This is a genomic window from Actinomadura sp. K4S16 (assembly GCF_008327685.1).
GTDB lineage: Bacteria > Actinomycetota > Actinomycetes > Streptosporangiales > Streptosporangiaceae > Spirillospora.
Window position 1 is genome coordinate 390,698 of the sequence record NZ_BDDE01000018.1, and the last position, 17,320, is coordinate 408,017.

18 protein-coding genes are annotated in these 17,320 nt (G+C 71.9%); 7 read left to right on the plus strand and 11 right to left on the minus strand.

Annotation, left to right across the window (positions count from 1 at the left end; all coding sequences use genetic code 11):
• Positions 1 to 150: 150 nt before the first annotated feature.
• Together K4S16_RS29910 and K4S16_RS29915 are read left to right on the plus strand one after the other, a co-directional pair.
• Positions 151 to 540, plus strand: coding sequence for an SSI family serine proteinase inhibitor (locus K4S16_RS29910; protein WP_149262374.1), 390 nt, complete (start codon positions 151 to 153; stop codon positions 538 to 540).
• Between the two features lie 75 nt (positions 541 to 615).
• Entirely contained in the window at positions 616 to 939 is a 324-nt protein-coding gene (locus K4S16_RS29915) for a protealysin inhibitor emfourin (protein ID WP_149262375.1), read from the plus strand.
• An 18-nt stretch (positions 940 to 957) separates the two neighbouring features.
• Here K4S16_RS29915 and K4S16_RS44550 read toward each other — a convergent pair whose 3' ends face one another.
• From K4S16_RS44550 to K4S16_RS29965, 11 genes are all read right to left on the minus strand, one after another.
• Entirely contained in the window at positions 958 to 1,113 is a 156-nt protein-coding gene (locus K4S16_RS44550) for a hypothetical protein (RefSeq protein ID WP_160161072.1), read from the minus strand.
• A complete protein-coding gene (locus K4S16_RS29920) occupies positions 1,110 to 2,120 on the minus strand; it encodes a LacI family DNA-binding transcriptional regulator (protein WP_149262376.1) in 1,011 nt (336 codons plus the stop codon). Before K4S16_RS29920 ends, K4S16_RS44550 begins: the two co-directional genes overlap by 4 nt.
• Positions 2,121 to 2,153: 33 nt before the next feature.
• Positions 2,154 to 3,578 carry a GH1 family beta-glucosidase gene (locus tag K4S16_RS29925; RefSeq protein ID WP_149262377.1) on the minus strand — a complete coding sequence of 475 codons (1,425 nt, stop codon included), beginning with the start codon at positions 3,576 to 3,578 and terminating at the stop codon, positions 2,154 to 2,156.
• Positions 3,575 to 4,477: a carbohydrate ABC transporter permease gene (locus tag K4S16_RS29930; RefSeq protein ID WP_149262378.1), complete on the minus strand. Its 903-nt coding sequence runs from the start codon at positions 4,475 to 4,477 to the stop codon at positions 3,575 to 3,577. Before K4S16_RS29930 ends, K4S16_RS29925 begins: the two co-directional genes overlap by 4 nt.
• Positions 4,474 to 5,463 (minus strand): carbohydrate ABC transporter permease, encoded by a 990-nt coding sequence (locus K4S16_RS29935; RefSeq protein ID WP_235037157.1) that lies wholly within the window; start codon positions 5,461 to 5,463, stop codon positions 4,474 to 4,476. Before K4S16_RS29935 ends, K4S16_RS29930 begins: the two co-directional genes overlap by 4 nt.
• Before the next feature lie 108 nt (positions 5,464 to 5,571).
• A complete protein-coding gene (locus K4S16_RS29940; protein ID WP_235037158.1) occupies positions 5,572 to 6,879 on the minus strand; it encodes an ABC transporter substrate-binding protein in 1,308 nt (435 codons plus the stop codon).
• Between the two features lie 165 nt (positions 6,880 to 7,044).
• Positions 7,045 to 8,091 (minus strand): LacI family DNA-binding transcriptional regulator, encoded by a 1,047-nt coding sequence (locus tag K4S16_RS29945; RefSeq protein WP_149262379.1) that lies wholly within the window; start codon positions 8,089 to 8,091, stop codon positions 7,045 to 7,047.
• Between the two features lie 10 nt (positions 8,092 to 8,101).
• Positions 8,102 to 9,748 (minus strand): glycoside hydrolase family 13 protein, encoded by a 1,647-nt coding sequence (locus K4S16_RS29950; protein WP_149262380.1) that lies wholly within the window; start codon positions 9,746 to 9,748, stop codon positions 8,102 to 8,104.
• A 32-nt stretch (positions 9,749 to 9,780) separates the two neighbouring features.
• The gene (locus tag K4S16_RS29955) at positions 9,781 to 10,611 is read right to left on the minus strand and encodes a carbohydrate ABC transporter permease (protein ID WP_149262381.1); all 831 of its coding nucleotides are present in this window, start codon (positions 10,609 to 10,611) and stop codon (positions 9,781 to 9,783) included.
• Positions 10,608 to 11,642, minus strand: a complete 1,035-nt coding sequence (locus K4S16_RS29960; protein WP_149262382.1) for a carbohydrate ABC transporter permease — start codon at positions 11,640 to 11,642, stop codon at positions 10,608 to 10,610. The genes K4S16_RS29955 and K4S16_RS29960 overlap by 4 nt, the downstream gene beginning before the upstream one ends.
• Positions 11,643 to 11,647: 5 nt before the next feature.
• Positions 11,648 to 12,949, minus strand: coding sequence for an ABC transporter substrate-binding protein (locus K4S16_RS29965; protein WP_149262383.1), 1,302 nt, complete (start codon positions 12,947 to 12,949; stop codon positions 11,648 to 11,650).
• 208 nt (positions 12,950 to 13,157) lie between these two features.
• Between K4S16_RS29965 and K4S16_RS29970 the strand changes: the two genes are divergently transcribed.
• The 5 genes from K4S16_RS29970 to K4S16_RS29990 all read left to right on the plus strand — a co-directional run bounded on the left by K4S16_RS29970 (position 13,158) and on the right by K4S16_RS29990 (position 17,190).
• Positions 13,158 to 13,859 (plus strand): DNA polymerase beta superfamily protein, encoded by a 702-nt coding sequence (locus K4S16_RS29970; protein ID WP_235037159.1) that lies wholly within the window; start codon positions 13,158 to 13,160, stop codon positions 13,857 to 13,859.
• Positions 13,856 to 14,602, plus strand: a complete 747-nt coding sequence (locus tag K4S16_RS29975) for a DNA polymerase beta superfamily protein (protein ID WP_235037160.1) — start codon at positions 13,856 to 13,858, stop codon at positions 14,600 to 14,602. The genes K4S16_RS29970 and K4S16_RS29975 overlap by 4 nt, the downstream gene beginning before the upstream one ends.
• Positions 14,603 to 14,715: 113 nt before the next feature.
• Positions 14,716 to 15,390: a GTP cyclohydrolase II gene (gene ribA, locus K4S16_RS29980; RefSeq protein WP_149262385.1), complete on the plus strand. Its 675-nt coding sequence runs from the start codon at positions 14,716 to 14,718 to the stop codon at positions 15,388 to 15,390.
• Entirely contained in the window at positions 15,387 to 16,262 is an 876-nt protein-coding gene (locus K4S16_RS29985; protein WP_308800871.1) for a CDP-alcohol phosphatidyltransferase family protein, read from the plus strand. The genes ribA and K4S16_RS29985 overlap by 4 nt, the downstream gene beginning before the upstream one ends.
• A complete protein-coding gene (locus tag K4S16_RS29990) occupies positions 16,219 to 17,190 on the plus strand; it encodes a zinc-binding alcohol dehydrogenase (RefSeq protein ID WP_149262386.1) in 972 nt (323 codons plus the stop codon). Before K4S16_RS29985 ends, K4S16_RS29990 begins: the two co-directional genes overlap by 44 nt.
• Positions 17,191 to 17,320: the final 130 nt, after the last annotated feature.

Here is a 17,320-nt window from a genome sequence, read left to right on the forward strand (position 1 = left end):
AATGAACGGGTGGCCAGGTTGGGACGGAGAATGGCCTTGTTTGGTGGAGTTTGTGGCACCTAATGTCTGGATGCGGCGGGGCATTCACCACAATTCGATGCCCTGCCGGCCAATGCCGCAGATCGCGGCGGGCGATCCAGGGAGGAAGACATGCACATGTCGCGTGCCCGTTTCCGGTGGGCGGCCGTCCTGGCCGGAGTGGCGATGCTCGTCCCGGCGGTGCCGGCGCGGGCGGACGGACCGGCCGGCGCCTACCTGCTCACGGTCGTGCCGCAGGACGGCCCCGCCGTCACCCGCACCCTGTGGTGCGACCCCGACGGCGGGACGCTCGGCGCCGCGTCCCATGCCTGCGACCAGCTCGAGGCCGCCGGCGGCGACGTCGGACGCGTCCCCGCGCGGCGGGAGCCGTGCACGCTGGAGTACGCGCCCGTCACGGTGATCGCGAACGGCGTCTGGCACGGCGTTCCGCGGTACTTCACCCGGACGTATCCGAACCGGTGCGCCGCCGCGCGCGCCACCGGCGGAATCCTTTTCGGCTAGTAACCCATGGTCTGCGGGCCGCCGGAATGGGGAGCGGGGTGCTGTCCGGCGGCCCGCGCTGTAAAGGAGGCGTTCATGTTCGCTTTCACCGGGCCGGATGTGCTGGTCACTTACGAGCGTTCCGGGGGATTCGCCGGAATTCACCGGAAAGTGACCGTCGACATGTCGGGAACGGCCCTCGTCAATGACGAGAAGGTCGTGCTCGGCGCGGCGGAGATGAGCGGCCTGCGGAACGCGCTGGGCCGCGTCGTCACCACCTGGTCCTCGTCGGACGGCTGCCAGGTGGCCGACCACTTCACCTACACGCTCACCTACCGCGGGCACCGGGCGACCCGGTGCCTGCTGCCGTCCGACTGGCGCGAGGCCGTCGAGCGGCTGGAGGCGCTGACCCGGCGGTGAGCCCGGGAGTCGCCGCCCTCAGGCGCAGGCGCGCGTGTGCAGCTCGCGCATCGTCGCCTCGAGGGCGGCGACCGGGCCGTCCACCGGGACGCCCGGCGCCACGTCCTGCACCGGGATGGCGCTGACCGGCCCGGCCGGGGCGCCCAGCGAAGCGGAGCGCGGCCCGCCCCTCACGCGGAGTCGCGCAGGACCAGGTGGGGGCGCAGGATGACCACCGGTTCCGCGACGGTCTCGCCGCGGATCCGCGAGATCAGCAGCCGGGACATCTCCCGGCCCATCTCCTCCGGCGACTGGTGGACGCTGCTGAGCGGCGGGTCGGCCAGCGGCGCGGCGGCCGAGTCGTCGAAGCCGATCACCGCCACGTCCTCGGGGATGCGGCGCCCGCTGCGGTGCAGGACGCGCAGCGCGCCGAGCGCCATCGGGTCGTCGGCGGCGAACACCGCGTCCAGGGCCGGCTCGGCGGCCAGCAGCCGCTCCGCCGCGGTGATGCCGCTGGCCTCGCCGAAGTCGCCGTACTCGACGTACTCGGGCAGCCCCGCCTCGGCGAGCGCCTCCCGGTACCCGGCCAGCCGGTCGATGCCGACCCCCATGTCCTGCGGGCCGGCGATGGTCGCGATGCGCCGCCGGCCGCCCGCGATGAGGTGGCCGACGGCCTCGCGGGCGCCGCTGCGGTTGTCGACGTCGACGTAGCTGACCGGGTGCAGGCCCGGCGGGCGGCCGCCGAGGACGGTCGGCACGCCGTTGGCCTCCAGCTTGGCGGGCAGCGGGTCCTCGGCGTGCAGGGAGGTGAGGAGCACCCCGTCCACGTGCTGGGTGGTGAGGTACTCCTCCAGCCGTCCGTACTCGTCGGGGGAGCGGGCGAGGGCGAGCAGGAGCTGCAGGCCGGTGTCGCCGAGGCCGTTGCTGATCCCGCGGATGATCCCGGCGAAGTACGGCTCGCCGAACAGCCGCTGGTCCGACTCGGCGACCACCAGCGCCACGGTGTCGGTGCGGCGGGTGACGAGCGTGCGGGCCGCGCGGTTCGGCACGTACCCGAGCTCGTCGATCGCCTTCAGCACCGCCTCGCGGGCCTGCGGGCTGACCCGCGGCGAGCCGTTGACCACCCGGGACACCGTGCCGCGGCCCACACCGGCCCGCGCCGCGACCTCCTCAAGGGTCGGGCGCGTGCTCCTGCCCGTCATGTGGCCCCCTCCGTCCGTACCGTCGCCCCCGAGTCAGCCCCGCTCGGGCAGCCCGCCCCGCCGGATCACTCCGGCGTACCACCGTGCGCTGTCCTTGGGCACCCGGCGCTGCGTGGCGTAATCGACGTGGACCAGCCCGAAACGCTTGGAGTAGCCCCAAGCCCATTCGAAATTATCCAGCAGCGACCATGTGAAATAGCCCCGCAGCGGGACGCCCTCGGAAATGGCGTCGTGGCACGCCCGGAGGTGGGCGTCGAGATAGGCGATGCGGCCGGCGTCTTGGACCGTGCCATCGCCGTCCGGAACCTCGTCGTAGCCGGCGCCGTTCTCGGTGATGTACAGCGGGACGGCCGGGTACTCGCGGTGCAGCCGGGTCAGCACCTCGTGCAGCCCGCTCTCGTCGATCTCCCAGCCCATCCCGGTGACCGGGCGTCCGGCCGAGACGAACCGGACGTGGGCGCTGCCCGGCCACGGGGAGTTCGTCGCGAACGGCGACGACGCCGTCTGCGCCGCCTCGCCGGGCGTGCCCGCGACGGTGTGCCGCGAGTAGTAGTTGATGCCGAGCTGGTCGATCGGCCGGTTGATGACCGCGAGGTCCGCGTCCGGCGGGGTGAACCCGTAGACCGAGGTGTCGGCGAGGACGTCGTCGGGGTAGCGGCCGAGCAGCAGCGGGTCGAGGAACAGCCGGTTCTGCAGCCCGTCGATGCGGCGCGCCGCGTCCAGGTCGGCGGGGTCCTCGGTGGCGGGGGAGACCGCGTAGAGGTTGACGGCGGCGCCGAAGCGGTTGTCCGGGCGGCGGGCGCGCATCGCGTCCACGGCCAGGCCGTGGCCGAGCATCAGATGGTGCGCGGCCAGCAGGGACGCCGAGGGGTCGATGCGCCCGGGCGCGTGGTCGCCCGACGCGTAGCCGAGGAAAGCCGCGCACCACGGCTCGTTGACCGTCATCCAGTTCGTGACGCGGTCGCCGAGCGCCGCGTGCACGTGGTCGGCGTACTCGGCGAACCGGTGGGCGGTGTCCCGCTCGGGCCAGCCGCCCTTGTCCTCCAGCGGCTGCGGGAGGTCCCAGTGGTAGAGCGTCGGCCACGGCTCGATGCCCGCCTCCAGCAGCGCGTCGACCAGCCGCCGGTAGAAGTCGAGGCCCTCGGGGTTGAAGTCCCCGGCCCCGGTGGGCTGCACGCGCGGCCAGGAGATCGAGAACCGGTACGCGGTGAGGCCGAGGTCGGCCATGAGCGCCACGTCCTCGGGGAACCGGTGGTAGTGGTCCACCGCGACGTCGCCGGTGTCGCCGCCCAGGGTCTTGCCCGGCGTGCGGGAGAAGGTGTCCCAGATGGACGGTCCGCGCCCGCCCTCGCCCGCGGCGCCCTCGATCTGGTAGGCCGCGGTGGCGGCCCCCCAGCGGAACCCGGTCGGGAAAGGTGCGGCGGGAGCCGCGCTGGTGTCGTCCTTGAGGGAGGTCACGCCTTCACAGCACCTTCCATGATCCCGCCGATGATCTGGCGGCCGAAAATGATGAACACGACGAGCAGCGGCAGGATCGCCACGCTGGTGCCGGCGAACATGAGCGTGTAGTCCTTGAAGTAGGCGTTCGCCAGGTTGTTGATGGACAGCTGCACCGTCGGGTTGTCCGGGCTCAGCACCGCGAGCGGCCACATGAACTCGTTCCAGGTCTGCATGAACGTGAACAGCCCGAGGACGCCCGCGGCGGGGCGCAGCGCGGGGAGCACGACCCGCCAGTAGATGCCGAACGTGGTGCACCCGTCGACGCGGGCCGCCTCGATCAGCTCGTCCGGCACGGCCTGGTCGGCGTACTGCCGCATCATGAACACCCCGAACCCGGTGACCAGGAACGGGACGATGACCGCCTGCAGGTGGTTCTGCCAGCCCAGCTTCACCATGATCATGTAAAGCGGGATGATGCCCATCTGCACCGGGATCATCATCGTCGCGATGATGGTGAGCAGCAGTCCGTTCTTGCCGCGGAAGCGCAGTTTGGCGAACGCGAACCCGGCCAGCGAGGCGAAGAAGACCGTGGAGACCGTCACCGCGGCGGAGGCGATCGCCGAGTTCAGCAGGCCCTTGGCGAAGTAGGCCTCGGGGTTGTCGAACAGCCGGCCGACGTTGTCGCCGCCGTGGGCGCCGGGCAGCAGCGGCGGCGGGACGTCGGCGACCACGCTGTTCGTGCGGGTCGCCACGATGATCATCCAGTAGATCGGGAAGATCGACAGCGCCAGTGCCACGATCAGCGTGAGGTAGGTCAGCGGGCTGGCGTTCCACAGGCCGCGATAGCGGCCGGGGTGGGCGGCGGCGCGCCTGCCGCCCTGGGGCCGGCCGTCGGGGCCGGCGAGGAGCGTGGTCACTTGGAGCCTCCCGTGCGCCGCACGGCCAGGAAGTTGATCAGGGAGAACACGATGATCATCACGAACAGCGCCCAGGCGACGGTCGCGCCGTAGCCGTACCGGTCATGGCCGAAAGCGTTGTCGTACATGTACATCGTGATCGTCTGGAACTGGTGGCCCGCGCCGCCGTCCATCTTGTTGGGGGTGCCGACGCTGAACAGGACGGGCTCGGTGAACAGCTGCAGCCCGCCGATCGTCGAGATGATCACCGTGAAGATGATCGTGGGGCGCAGCATCGGGACCGTGATCTGCCAGAACTGCCGGATCCGGGACGCGCCGTCGATCGCGGCGGCCTCGTAGAGGTCCTTCGGGATCGCCTGCATGGCGGCGAGGTAGATGAGCGCGTTGTAGCCGGTCCAGCGCCAGTCCACCATCATCGCGATGGCGGCCCAGGACCAGCCGCGGCTGCTCTGCCAGCTGATCGGGTCGATGCCGATCAGCCCGATCGCCCAGTTGACCATGCCCCAGTCCCGGTCGAACATCTGGGTGAACACGATCGCGACGGCGGCGGTCGAGGTGACCAGCGGGGCGACCATCCCGATCCGGAACAGCGTCGGCAGCCGCATCCGCCGGTTCAGGGTGTTGGCGATGAGCAGCGCGAGCAGCAGCTGCGGGACGGTCGACAGGACGAAGATCCCGAGGGTGTTGACCGTGGCGTGCCAGAAGTCGGCGTCGCCCAGCAGGTAGTCGTAGTTGTCGAGCCCGACGAACTTGCGCGTCCCGGACGCCAGCTCCCAGTCGTGCAGGGAGACCCAGAGCGTGTAGACGAGCGGGAAGGCGCCGAAGACCAGGAAGACGAGGTAGAACGGCGAGATGAAGGCGTAGGGTGCGCCCTTCACGTCGAGCCGGGTGAGCCGCGCGCGCCAGGCGCTGCGCGGCCCGGGCGGCGCCGCCGCGGGCGAGGCGGACGGCGGGCCGTTCCGGTTGGGGCGCAGATCGGTGGTCACGTCGTGCGCCTCCTTTCCGAGGACGGGACGAAGCGGGAAGTGGGAACGGCGGCGGCGCCGGCGGGGAGGTGTCGGCCGGCGCCGCCGCCGTGGTCGGGGGACCGCCGGCTAGCGGGCGGCCTTCTTCGCCTCGTCGACGGACTTCGTCCAGGCCTCATCGGGCTTCTGCCGGCCCTGGCCCACGGAGACCAGGACGTTCTCCACCGCGGCCCGCACGTCCTCGTGCTTCGGCCCGAGGTAGACCGGCTTCACCCCGGCCACCAGCTGGCCGAAGATCTGCCCGACGGGGGCGTCGTTGAAGTAGGCGCTCTTGGCGCCCGCGACCGCCGGGTCCTGCGCGGCCTGCGGCGAGGACGGGAAGACGTTCGAGGCCTTGTACGCGCCGACCTGGCCCTCGGGGGAGGTCAGGAACTTGGCGAGTTCGGCGGCCGCCTTGGCGTGCTTGGTCTGCTTGGGCACCGCGAGCCACGAGCCGCCCCAGTAGCCGGCGCCGCCGGGCGTGGTCGCCACGTCCCACTTGCCCTTGCCCGAGTCGCCGGCGAACTCCTCGATGCCGCCGAGCATCCAGGACGGGCACGGCAGGGTCGCGAAGGTGTCCCGCTTGAGGGCGGTCTGCCACGGCGGGGTGAAGATCGACATGTCGGAGGTGAGCTTGCTCTGCTCGAACTTCAGCGCCGTGTCGAACGCCTGCTTGACCGCCGGGTTGCTGTCGAAGACGAGGTTGTTGCTCTTGTCGAAGAAGCTGTAGCCCGGTCCGGCGCCGGCGTTCTGCAGGACGGTGGCGCGGAACACGGCGGTGGGGCCGTCGAGCCACTTGGTGCCGGGCACCTTCTGCTGGAACTTCTGGCCCGTGGACAGGAACGCGTCCCACGTCGGCCAGAGCTTGCCGACCTCGGCGCGGTCGGTGGGCAGGTCCGCCTTCTTGAACAGGTCCTTGCGGTAGCACATGGCGAGGGGGCCGACGTCGGTGCCGAGGCCGACGAGCTGCTTGCCGTCCGGGCTGAGGCCCATCTGCCACTTCCACGGCAGGAAGTTCTTCTCCAGGTCCTTGCCGCCGTAGTCGAACAGGTTGAGGAACTTGGCCTTCTGCTGCATGTACAGCGGCAGGATGCCCTCCTCCAGCATGACGACGTCGCCGGCGCCGCTGCCGGTCGCCATCCACTGCTGGATGCGCGGCTTGTACTCGTCCAGCGTGGAGACCTTGCGCTGCTTGATCTTCACGTTCGGGTGGGACTGCTCGTACTGCTTGTAGAGCGCGTCGTAACCCGGCTCGCCGAAGACGTCGACGGTGAGCTCGACGGGCCCGCTGTCGGAGCCTCCCTTGTCGTCGTCGCCGTCGCCGCACGCGACGGCGAGGCCGCCGACGAGTACCGCCGCCATCGCCGTACTCAGTCCGCGCCGCATGATGGCCCTCATGGCGGACCCCTCTCAGGTTGTCGTGGTGCATCGGTGTGGGAGCGCTCCCACGGATGAAAGACCGTGACGCGGCTCACTGTCAATGTGTCGAAACACAACCGTTACAAGAAGCTGTCTCCCGCGGCACCCTGGTCAGGCCTGGTCCGACACCCCGTCAGGGCCCGGTCAGCCCTCCTTGACGGGGGACAGCCGGGCCGCCGCCGGGGCCGGCGCCGTGGACCGCCGGACGACCAGTTCCGGCCGGTAGAGCAGCTCGGTGCGGGGCGCGCGGGCGCCGCGGATCTCGTCCAGGACGGTGCTCACCGCGGCCATCGACATCTCCCGCACCGACTGCCGGACCGTGGTCAGCGGGGGGTCGAGGTAGGCGGTGAGGAGCGAGTCGTCCATGCCGGTCACCGACACGTCCTCGGGGACCTGGAGGCCGCGCGCCCGGGCGGCCCGGATCGCCCCGAGCGCCATGATGTCGTTGCCGCCGCAGATCGCCGTGCAGCCCGCGTCGAGCAGTTTCGCGGCGGCCGCCTGCCCGCCCTCGACCGTGTACATGGTGTTGACGATCAGCTCGTCCACCTCGTCCGCGGTGAGCCCGGTGTGCGCGGCCATCCCGCGCCGGAACCCCTCGGTCTTGCGCCGCGTCGGCACGTAGACGTCCTGTCCGATCGCGAGGCCGATCCGGCGGTGGCCCATTGCGGCCAGATGCGCGACGACGGCCTCCATCGACGCCACGTCGTCGTTGGAGATAAACGGCGCGTCGATGTCGGGCCGGTAGCCGTTGACCAGGACGATCGGGAGGGCCTGTTCGATCAGCCGCGCGTACCGGGCGCGGTCGGAGTTGGCGTTGGCGTGCAGGCCGTTGACGAAGATGATCCCGGCGACGCCGCGCTCAAGCAGCATTTCGATGTAGTCGTCCTCGGCGACGCCGCCCGGCGCCTGCGAGCACAGCACCGCCATGTACCCGTGCCGGGCCAGGGCGCTCTCGATCACCTCCGCGAACGCCGGGAAGATCGGGTTGGTCAGCTCGGGAATGATCAGCCCGATCAGCCCGGCCCGCTGCTGGCGCAGCCGGGCCGGGCGCTCGTAGCCGAGCACGTCCAGGGCGGTCAGCACCGCCTGGCGCGTGGTCGGGGACACGCCCGGCTTGCCGTTGAGCACGCGGCTCACCGTCGCCTCGCTCACCCCGGCATGTGCCGCGATGTCCGCCAGGCGCGTCGTCATGGGTTTCAAGTTATCCCTCCTCGGCGTCCCACCACAGCGCGGTGTCCGGGGGCAGGTCGACGTCTCCGCCGCTCGCGGTGCGGTCCGTGTGGACCGGTCCGCTCGCGAGGAGCGGGGTGCCCCGCACACTGACGCGGGCCGTGGTGTCGCCCATGTTGATCGCGCATGCGAGCCGCCCGTTCCCGCCCCCGGCCTCACGCACGAAGACCAGTGTGCCGGGTGGGCTCGCGATCCAGTACAAATCGCCGTCACCGAGCGCCGGGTGCTCGCGGCGGATGCGCAGCGCCTCACGGTAGAGCGCCAGCATGGAGCCGGGGTCGCCGTCCTGCGCCGCGACGGTCAGGTCCCGCCATTCGGTGGGGATCGGGAGCCATGGCGCGGCCCCCGCGCCGAACCCGAACGGCGGCTCCTCGCCCTCCCAGGGCAGCGGGACGCGGCAGCCGTCGCGGCCGGCGCCCTCGCCGCGCAGCCGCTGCGGGTCCTGCTGGAACTCCTCGGGCAGGTCCAGCACCTCCGGCAGGCCCAGTTCCTCGCCCTGGTAGACGTAGGACGAGCCGGGCAGCGCGAGCGTCAGCAGCGCGGCCGCGCGGGCGCGCCGCAGGCCGGTCTCGCCGTCGCCGTACCGGGTGACGTGCCGTTTCACGTCGTGGTTGGACAGTACCCAGGTCGCGGGCGCGCCGACCGCCCCGGCGGTGCGCAGCGACTCGTCGATCACCGCCCGCATCCCGTCCGCCTCCCACGGCGCGGTCAGGTAGTGGAAGTTGAACGCCTGGTGCAGTTCGTCGGGGCGCGTGTAGTCGGCGAGCCGCTGCGGCGTGGGCGCCCACGCCTCGGCGACGGCGATCCGCTCCCCGTCGTAGGAGTCGAGCAGGCGGCGCCACTCGCGGTGGATGGCGTGGACGGGGTCCTGGTCGAAGTACGGCAGGACGGCCGTGCCGAGCATCTCCACCTGGTTCGGGTGGCCCACGTCGGGCAGGCCCGGCGCCTTGGCCATGCCGTGCGCGACGTCCACCCGGAAGCCGTCCACCCCGAGGTCGAGCCAGAACCGCAGGATGTCGGCGAACTCGGCGTGGACCTCGGGGTTCTCCCAGTCCAGGTCGGGCTGCTCGGGCGCGAACAGGTGCAGGTACCACTGGCCGTCGGGGACCCGCGTCCAGGCGGGGCCGCCGAACACCGACTCCCAGTCGTTCGGGGGTTCGGCGCCGCCGGGGCCCCGCCCGTCGCGGAAGACGTAGCGGGCGCGCTCGACCGAGCCGGGGGCCGCGGCGAGCGCCGCCTGGAACCAGGCGTGCCGGTCGGAGGTGTGGTTCGGCACCACGTCCACGATGATCCGCAGCCCGTGCGCGTGCGCGTCCGCGATCAGGTCGCGGGCGTCGGCGAGCGTGCCGAACAGCGGGTCGACGTCGCGGTAGTCCGCCACGTCGTAGCCGAAGTCGGCCATCGGGGAGACGTAGAACGGGGTCAGCCACAGCGCGTCGACGCCGAGGCCGGCCAGGTACGGCAGCCGGGACCGGACGCCCGGCAGGTCGCCGACGCCGTCCCCGTCGGAGTCGGCGAAGCTGCGCACGTACACCTGGTAGATGACGGCGTCGCGCCACCAGCGGGTGCCTCCGCCGCGGTCGCCGGAGGCGGGGACGAGCAGGGTGTCCTGGGTCATGAACATCCTTCTGGTCGGGGAGCTGTCGGGAGCTACTTGACGCCGCCGGCGGTGAGCCCGGCGACGATCCGGCGCTGGAAGACCAGCACCACGGCGATGAGCGGGACGGTCACGATCACCCCGGCCGCCATCTGGGTGCCGAACGGCTGGTCGAACCCGGAGACGCCGGTGAACTTGGAGATCGCGACCGTGGCGGTCTGCATCTCCTTCTTGTTGACCATGGACAGTGCGATGAGGAACTCGTTCCACGCGGCGATGAAGGTGAGGATCGCCGTGGTGAACACCCCGGGCGCCGCCAGCGGGACGATGATCTTGCGGAACGCCTGGCCGCGGGTGCAGCCGTCCACCATCGCCGCCTGCTCCAGCTCGAACGGCAGCTGCCGGAAGAAGGCCGTGAGCAGCCACACCGACAGCGGCAGCGCGAACCCGAGGCTGGGCAGCACCATCGCCTGGTAGGTGTTGATCCACTTGATGTCGGTGAAGAGCTTCAGCAGCGGGACCAGCTGCGAGATTCCCGGGAACATCGTGGTCGCGACGATCAGCCCGAGCACCGCGTTCTTGAACCGGAAGTCCAGCCGGGCCAGCGCGTACGCGGTGAACGTGCCGATCAGCAGGGTGAGCACGGTGGTGGTGCCCGCCACGATGACGCTGTTCAGCAGGGCGCGGCCGAAGCCGTTGTCGCCGGAGAACACCGCGGAGAAGTTCTCCGACGACCACCGCGCCGGGACGACCGAGTTGTCGAACTGGTCCTGAGGGCGGCGGAACGCCGAGACCACCATCCAGTAGAACGGCGCCAGGCAGTACGCCGCCACAGCGGCGAACCCGAGGTAGGACAGCGTGCGCTTCATCGGCGAGCCGGTCATGCCGCCGCCCTCCTTCCGCCGCGCGCGGACCGCACGGCGCGTGCGCGCCCGGTCTTCCGGTGGCCGGTCTTCTGGCGGGCCTCGCCGATGATGTCGGCGCCGAGCAGCTTCACGAACAGGTACGCGATCAGCGCGATGTACAGGAACAGGACGGTCGCGTACGCCGCCGCCGACCCGTACCGCAGGTTGGACGCCTCGAACCAGGCGATCATCGTCAGCGTCTCCACGGACTTCTGGTTCACGCCGATCAGCACGGCGGGCAGGTCGAACATCCGCAGCACGTCCAGCATCCGGAACAGCACGGCGACCAGCAGCGCGGGCTTGACCAGCGGCAGGGTGATGCGGAAGAACTGCTGGACCGGGCCGGCGCCGTCCACCCTGGCCGCCTCGTAGACGTCCCGGGGGATCATCTGGAGGCCGGCGAGGACGAGCAGCCCGATGAACGGGGAGGTCTTCCACACCTCGGCGATGACGACGGCCATCTTGGCGGGGAAGCCGTCGGCGGTCCACAGGATCTCCTGGCGCAGCACCGCGTTCGCGGCGCCGTCGGCCTGGAAGATCCAGCGCCACAGCAGGCCGGAGATCGCGGTCGGGATCGCCCACGGGACGAGGATGCTCGCGCGCACCAGCGCCCGCCCGCGGAACGCCTGCTGCATGATCAGCGCCATCGCGACGCCGATCACCGTCTCCAGCACGACCGTGGTGAGGGTGAAGAACGTGGTGTTGGAGAAGGCGTTCCAGAACGCGTCGGCGCGGTCGCCCTGGAAGATCGCGGTGTAGTTGTCGAGCCCGACGAACCGGTCGCCCTCGACGACGAACCCGTCGGCGTCCAGCCCCTCGCCCCGCGCGTACAGCGACTCGCGGAACCCGGCGAGGACCGGGTAGCCGATGACGAGCGCGAGCACGAGCAGGGTGGGCGACAGCAGCAGCGCCGCGAGCCGCCGCGTCCCCTGGACGTCGCCCTTCCCGCGGCCGCGGGGCGCGCCCGCCGCGGCGGTGCCGGCGGCGGGCGCGCTCTCGGTGGTGGTCATCCCGCTCACTGCGCGGTCAGCGGCTGGAGCTTGGACTGCAGGTCGGTCAGGGCCTGGTCGACGGGCTTCTTCCCGGTCACCGCGTCGTACATCTCGCCCTGGATCGCGGCGGTCACGTCGCCGTACTTGACCGCGACCGGGCGCGGCTTGGCGTTCGCGATGGCCTGCTTGAGTACGGGCAGGTACGGGAACTTCTTCACCATCTCCGGGTCGTCGTACAGCGCCGCGACCGTGGGCGCCTGGGAGGTGGCGAGGAGGTTGGCGCGCTGGGCCTGCTCACCGGTCAGGTAGCGGATGAAGTCGAGCGAGGTCGCCTTGTTCTTGGCGAACGCGGAGATCGCGAGGTTGTGGCCGCCGAGGTTGGCGACGCCGGGGCCGTTCGGGCCGGGCAGCGGCGCGACCGCGAACTTGCCCGCCACCTTGGACGAGCCGTCCTTGGAGTTCGCCAGCCCGTACTGGTACGGCCACTGCCGCTGGAAGACCAGCTTCCCGGACTGGAAGTAGCGGCGGCCGCCCTCGGTGTCGAGGGTGACGGCCTCCTTCGGCATGTGGTCCTTCTTGGCGCCGACGAGGAACTCGACGCCCTGCTTGGCCTGCGGGGTGCTCAGCGAGGGCTTGCCGTCGGGGCCGATGATCGAGCCGCCGGCGCTCTCGATCGCCTCGACCGCGCTGATCGTCATGCTCTCGGTCTTGTTGACCTCGGTGAAGAAGCAGTCGGCGTCCTTCGCCTCGGCCAGCTTCTTGACCTTGGCGCAGTCGTCCCACATCTCGGTGTAGGTCTTCGGCGGGTCGGTGATGCCGGCCTTCTCCAGCAGGTCCTTGCGGAAGTAGAGCATCCCGGCGTCGGAGGTGGAGGGCACGGCGTACAGCTTGTCGCGGTACTGCCCCGTGGCGATGGTCGCGGGCAGCATCTTGGACAGGTCGACCTGGTCCTTGGGCAGCTGGGCCAGCCAGCGGTTGGCGGCGAACTCGGCCGTCCACACGACGTCGAGGTTCAGCACCGAGTAGGCGTCGGACTTGGTCGTGGCGTTCTGGATCATCTGCTGCCGCTGGTCGTTCGGCTCGTCCGGCAGCTCGATGATGCGGACCTGCTCCTTCGGGTGCTCGGCGTTCCAGCCGTCGATCTGCTTCTGCAGGTAGCCCGAGCGGTCCTTGCCGGTCACGAAGGTGATCGGACCGCGGCCCTGCAGGCTCGCCGCGCCCGCGCCGCCCTTCGAGCCGCCGTCGTCATCGCCGCCGCAGGCGGAGAGCGAGAGCGCGAGGGCGGCGCAGACGACGGTGCCGCCGATCAGGGGGGTGCGCCGCATGGTGTCCTCCTTCGCGGGACGTCCCTCACCGGGCCGCCGTCCCGCAGGTCAAGAGATGGGGGTGGCTGGACCGGGACGTTAGCAACGTGTTTCAGTCCCGTAAAGCTCTTGCAGAAACTTTCTGCAAGTCCGTGGCCGATCTGTAACCGGCTTGCACAAGCGGGACAATCCGGTCGACATGCGGAGGCTCCTGCGCCAGGCTGCCCGCGTGACGACAACCGACCCCTCCGGCGCGCTCGACCTCGTTCGCGACCACACGATCCTGTCGGTCGTGACCGGGTCGCGGGCCTACGGGCTGGCCACCGCGGACAGCGACGTCGACCGGCGCGGCGTCTACGCGGCCCCGGCCCCCCTGTACTGGCGTTTCACCAAGCCGCCCACGCATCTGGACGGCCCGCTGCCCGAGCAGTTCTCCTGGGAGCTGGAGCGCTTCTGCGAGCTGGCGCTGGACGCGAACCCGACCGTCCTGGAGTGCCTGTGGTCGCCGCTGGTCGAGCGCGCCACGCCGGTCGGGGAGGAGCTGCTGGCCGTGCGGTCGGCGTTCCTGTCGCGGCACGCGCACCGCACGTTCCTCCGCTACGCCGAGGCCCAGTTCCGCAAGCTGGAAGGCGACTTGCGCAACGGCGGCGCGCCGCGCTGGAAGCACGTCATGCACATGCTGCGGCTGCTGGAGAGCGGCGCGCACCTGGTCCGGCACGGCGAGCCCCGGGTCGAGGTCGGCGACCTGCGCGACCGGCTCCTCGCCGTCCGCCGCGGCGAGGTCGGCTGGGACGAGATCGGCGCGTGGCGCGCCTCCGTCGCCGGCTCGATGGACGCGGCCCTGGACCGCAGCCCGCTGCCGCCCGAACCCGACCGCGCCGCGGTCGAGGACCTGCTGTTCTCCGTCCGACGCAGGAGCGTGACCTGGTGAACCTCCCCGAAGGCATGGTCGACCGCTTCGCCGCCGACCACCCCTACCCCCGCGCGTTCCTCACCGTCAGCGGCGCGCACCTGTACGGCTTCCCGTCCCGGGACTCCGACGTCGACCTGCGCGGCGTCCACCTGCTGCCGCTCGAGGAGATCGTCGGCCTGGAGACGGGGGAGGAGACGGTCACGCTGATGTGGGACCACGCCGGGGTGGAGGCCGACGCGGTCACCCACGACCTGGCGAAGTTCTGCACACTGCTCCTCCGCCGCAACGGCTACGTCCTGGAGCAGGTCATGTCGCCGCTCGTCGTGGCCACCTCGCCCGTGCACGACGAATTGAAAGCCCTCGTCCCCGGTCTGGTCACGTCCAACCACGCCCACCACTACCTGGGTTTCGCGCGCTCCCAATGGACGCTGTTCGAACGGTCACGGGAGCTCAAACCGCTTCTCTACACGTTCCGGGTGCTGCTGACCGGCGTCCACCTGATGCGGACCGGCGAGGTCGAGGCCGACCTGACGCGCCTCGCCGGCGAAGGGCCGTCCTACCTGCCCGACCTGATCGAGGCGAAGCGCGCGGCCGAGCACGGCGCCCTGCCCGCGGACGCGCCCGGCATCGACCGCCTGCGGGAGGACGTCGCCGCGCTCACCGTCCGGCTGGAGGGCGAACGCGACCGCAGCGCCCTCCCCGACGCGCCCGCGAACCGCCGCGCCCTCCACGAGTTGGTGGTCCGGACCCGCCTGGGCTGAACCCTGGGGCGCCTCCCCTGCGTGCCATCGGTTGTACGGACCGTTTTGGGACACAACCACCTCGTACGTTCGCCACGTATTAGGGGTGGTTGTGTAGCCAGGGAAGGGGAGCGATGGACGCGGGCATCGACCAGAAGGACATCGCGGAGGCGGACCTCAGGACCCGGCGGGGCGTCTTCCGCGCCGTCGCGTTCCGGGACCCGGTCGACGGGCACGAGCACATGGCGCTGGTGCGGGGGGAGGTGCGGGACCGCGAGGACGTGCTCGTCCGGATGCACTCCGAGTGCATGACGGGCGACATCTTCGCCGCGACGCGCTGCGAGTGCGGGGACCAGCTCGGCGCCGCCCTGGACGCCATCGCCCGGGAGGGCGCCGGCGTGCTGGTCTACCTGCGCGGCCACGAGGGGCGCGGGATCGGGCTGGTGGCCAAGGTCCGGACCCACATCCTGCAGGACGACCAGGGCCTCGACACCGTCGACTCCGCCACCGCCATCGGGCTGCCGGTGGACGTGCGCGACTACGGCGCGGCCGCCCGGATCCTGCGGCACCTCGGCGTCCGGTCGGTGCGGCTGATGTCGAACAACCCGGTCAAGGTCAGCGCGCTGGAGTCCTACGGCATCGCCGTCGCGGCGCGCGTGCCGCTGCTGGTCCCGGTCAGCGACGACAACGTCCGCTACCTCACCGCCAAGCGCGACCGGCTCGGCCACGACCTCCCGCAGCTCGACGGCTCCGCGGGGCCGCTCGGCGAGGCGCTCGGCGAGGCGACGGTGAGCGAGGTCCGCCGATGACGCGGCCGATGACGCTCACGCGCCCGGCCCTGGTGAGGCTCCCGGCGCCGCGCCGGCCGCGGCTGACCCGGGGCCCGGAACTGGCCGCGGCCGTCGTCGCGCAGCTCGGACTGCTGGCGCTGCTCCGCCCCGGCCACGCGGGCCTGGCCGTGGGCATCGGGTACGCGCTGGCCTCGTGGGCGGTGCTGACCGCCGCGTTCCGCCGGCGGCGGGCGCTGGGTCCGGCCGACCATGTGACGCTGGCGCGCGTCGTGCTCACCGGGGGTGTCGCGGCGCTGGTGGCGGGGCATCTCACGGGTGGCGCCCGCGCCTGGCCGCTCGTCGCGGTCGCGTCGGCGGCCCTCGTCCTGGACGGCGTGGACGGGCAGGTCGCCCGGCGCACCGGGACGGTGTCCCGGCTCGGGGCGCGGTTCGACATGGAGACCGACGCCGTCCTGGTGCTGGTGCTGAGCGTCGAGGTCGCGTCGTCGGCGGGGGCGTGGGTGCTGGCGATCGGGGGGATGCGGTACGCGTTCGGCGCGGCGGCCTGGGCGGCGCCGTGGCTGCGCGCGGACCTGCCGCCGAGCGTCGCGCGCAAGGCCGTCGCCGTCGTGCAGGGCGTGGCGCTGGTCGTCGCGGCGTCGGGTGCCGTCCCGCATCCGGGCGCGCTCGCGGCGGCGGCGCTGGCGCTGCTGGTGTGGTCGTTCGGACGGGACGTGGTGTGGCTGGCGAAGCGGCGGCACGCGGCCCGTGGCGAGGCGCTGGAGGCTATGGAGGCGCAGGAGACTATGGAGGCTTCGGCGACGGTGGAGACGCAGGAGGCGGCTGGGACGCGGGGGAGGAGCACGGATGGAGCGCGACGCGCGCGCCTTCTGGATCCGGTCGCCCGGTGAGGGGGAGATCCGCGATGTCGTCCTGCCGGAGCCGGGACCGGGGGAGGTGGTCGTCCGGACGCTGTTCTCGGGGGTGAGCCGCGGCACCGAGGCGATCGTGTTCCGCGGCGGCGTCCCGCCGAACCAGCACGCGATCATGCGGGCGCCGTTCCAGGACGGGACGTTCCCCGGGCCGGTCAAGTACGGGTACCTCAATGTCGGCGTGGTCGAGCACGGCCCCGCCGAGCTGGCCGGGCGCACGGTGTTCTGCCTCTACCCGCACCAGACCCGCTACGTCGTCCCGGCGAGCGCGGTCACCGCCGTCCCGGACGGGGTGCCGCCGGAGCGGGCGATCCTCGCCGGGACGGTCGAGACCGCCGTGAACGCGCTGTGGGACGCGGCTCCGCTCGTCGGCGACCGCATCGCCGTCGTCGGCGCCGGGATGGTCGGCTGCTCGGTCGCCGGCGTCCTCGCGGGGTTCCCGGGGTGCCGCGTCCAGCTGGTCGACACCGACCCGTCCCGCGCGGACGTCGCGCGGGCGCTCGGCGTCGGGTTCGCCCATCCCGACCAGGCCGAGGGCGGCTGCGACCTGGTCGTCCACGCGAGCGCGACCGAGGCCGGGCTCGCCCGGTCGCTGGAGCTGCTCGCGCCCGAAGGGGAGGTCGTCGAGCTGAGCTGGTACGGCGACCGGCCGGTCCGCGTCCCGCTGGGGGAGTTCTTCCACTCGCGGCGGCTGACGATCCGGGGCAGCCAGGTCGGCGCCGTCCCGCCGTCCCGCCGGGCGAGCCGCGGCTTCGCCGACCGGATCGCGCTGGCGCTGCGGCTGCTCGCCGACCCCGCCTTCGGCGAGCTGATCACCGGGGAGAGCCCGTTCGGCGAGCTGCCGCGGCTGATGCCGCGCCTCGCCGGCGGCGAGCTGCCCGCCCTGTGCCACCGGATCGCCTACTGAGCCGGATCACCCAGAGCCGGATCACCCAGAGCCGGATCACCCAGAGCCGGATCACCCAGAGCCGGATCACCCAGAGCCGGATCACCCAGAGCCGGATCACCCAGAGCCGGATCACCCAGCACCGGATCGC

Coding starts and splice junctions, on each gene's coding strand:
- K4S16_RS29910 (WP_149262374.1), top strand. CDS start 151: ATGCACATGTCGCGTGCCCGTTTCCGGTGGGCGGCCGTCCTGGCCGGA.
- K4S16_RS29915 (WP_149262375.1), top strand. CDS start 616: ATGTTCGCTTTCACCGGGCCGGATGTGCTGGTCACTTACGAGCGTTCC.
- K4S16_RS29920 (WP_149262376.1), bottom strand. CDS start 2,120: ATGACGGGCAGGAGCACGCGCCCGACCCTTGAGGAGGTCGCGGCGCGG.
- K4S16_RS29940 (WP_235037158.1), bottom strand. CDS start 6,879: ATGAGGGCCATCATGCGGCGCGGACTGAGTACGGCGATGGCGGCGGTA.
- K4S16_RS29945 (WP_149262379.1), bottom strand. CDS start 8,091: ATGACGACGCGCCTGGCGGACATCGCGGCACATGCCGGGGTGAGCGAG.
- K4S16_RS29950 (WP_149262380.1), bottom strand. CDS start 9,748: ATGACCCAGGACACCCTGCTCGTCCCCGCCTCCGGCGACCGCGGCGGA.
- K4S16_RS29955 (WP_149262381.1), bottom strand. CDS start 10,611: ATGACCGGCTCGCCGATGAAGCGCACGCTGTCCTACCTCGGGTTCGCC.
- K4S16_RS29960 (WP_149262382.1), bottom strand. CDS start 11,642: ATGACCACCACCGAGAGCGCGCCCGCCGCCGGCACCGCCGCGGCGGGC.
- K4S16_RS29965 (WP_149262383.1), bottom strand. CDS start 12,949: ATGCGGCGCACCCCCCTGATCGGCGGCACCGTCGTCTGCGCCGCCCTC.
- ribA (WP_149262385.1), top strand. CDS start 14,716: ATGGACGCGGGCATCGACCAGAAGGACATCGCGGAGGCGGACCTCAGG.
- K4S16_RS29985 (WP_308800871.1), top strand. CDS start 15,387: ATGACGCGGCCGATGACGCTCACGCGCCCGGCCCTGGTGAGGCTCCCG.
- K4S16_RS29990 (WP_149262386.1), top strand. CDS start 16,219: ATGGAGCGCGACGCGCGCGCCTTCTGGATCCGGTCGCCCGGTGAGGGG.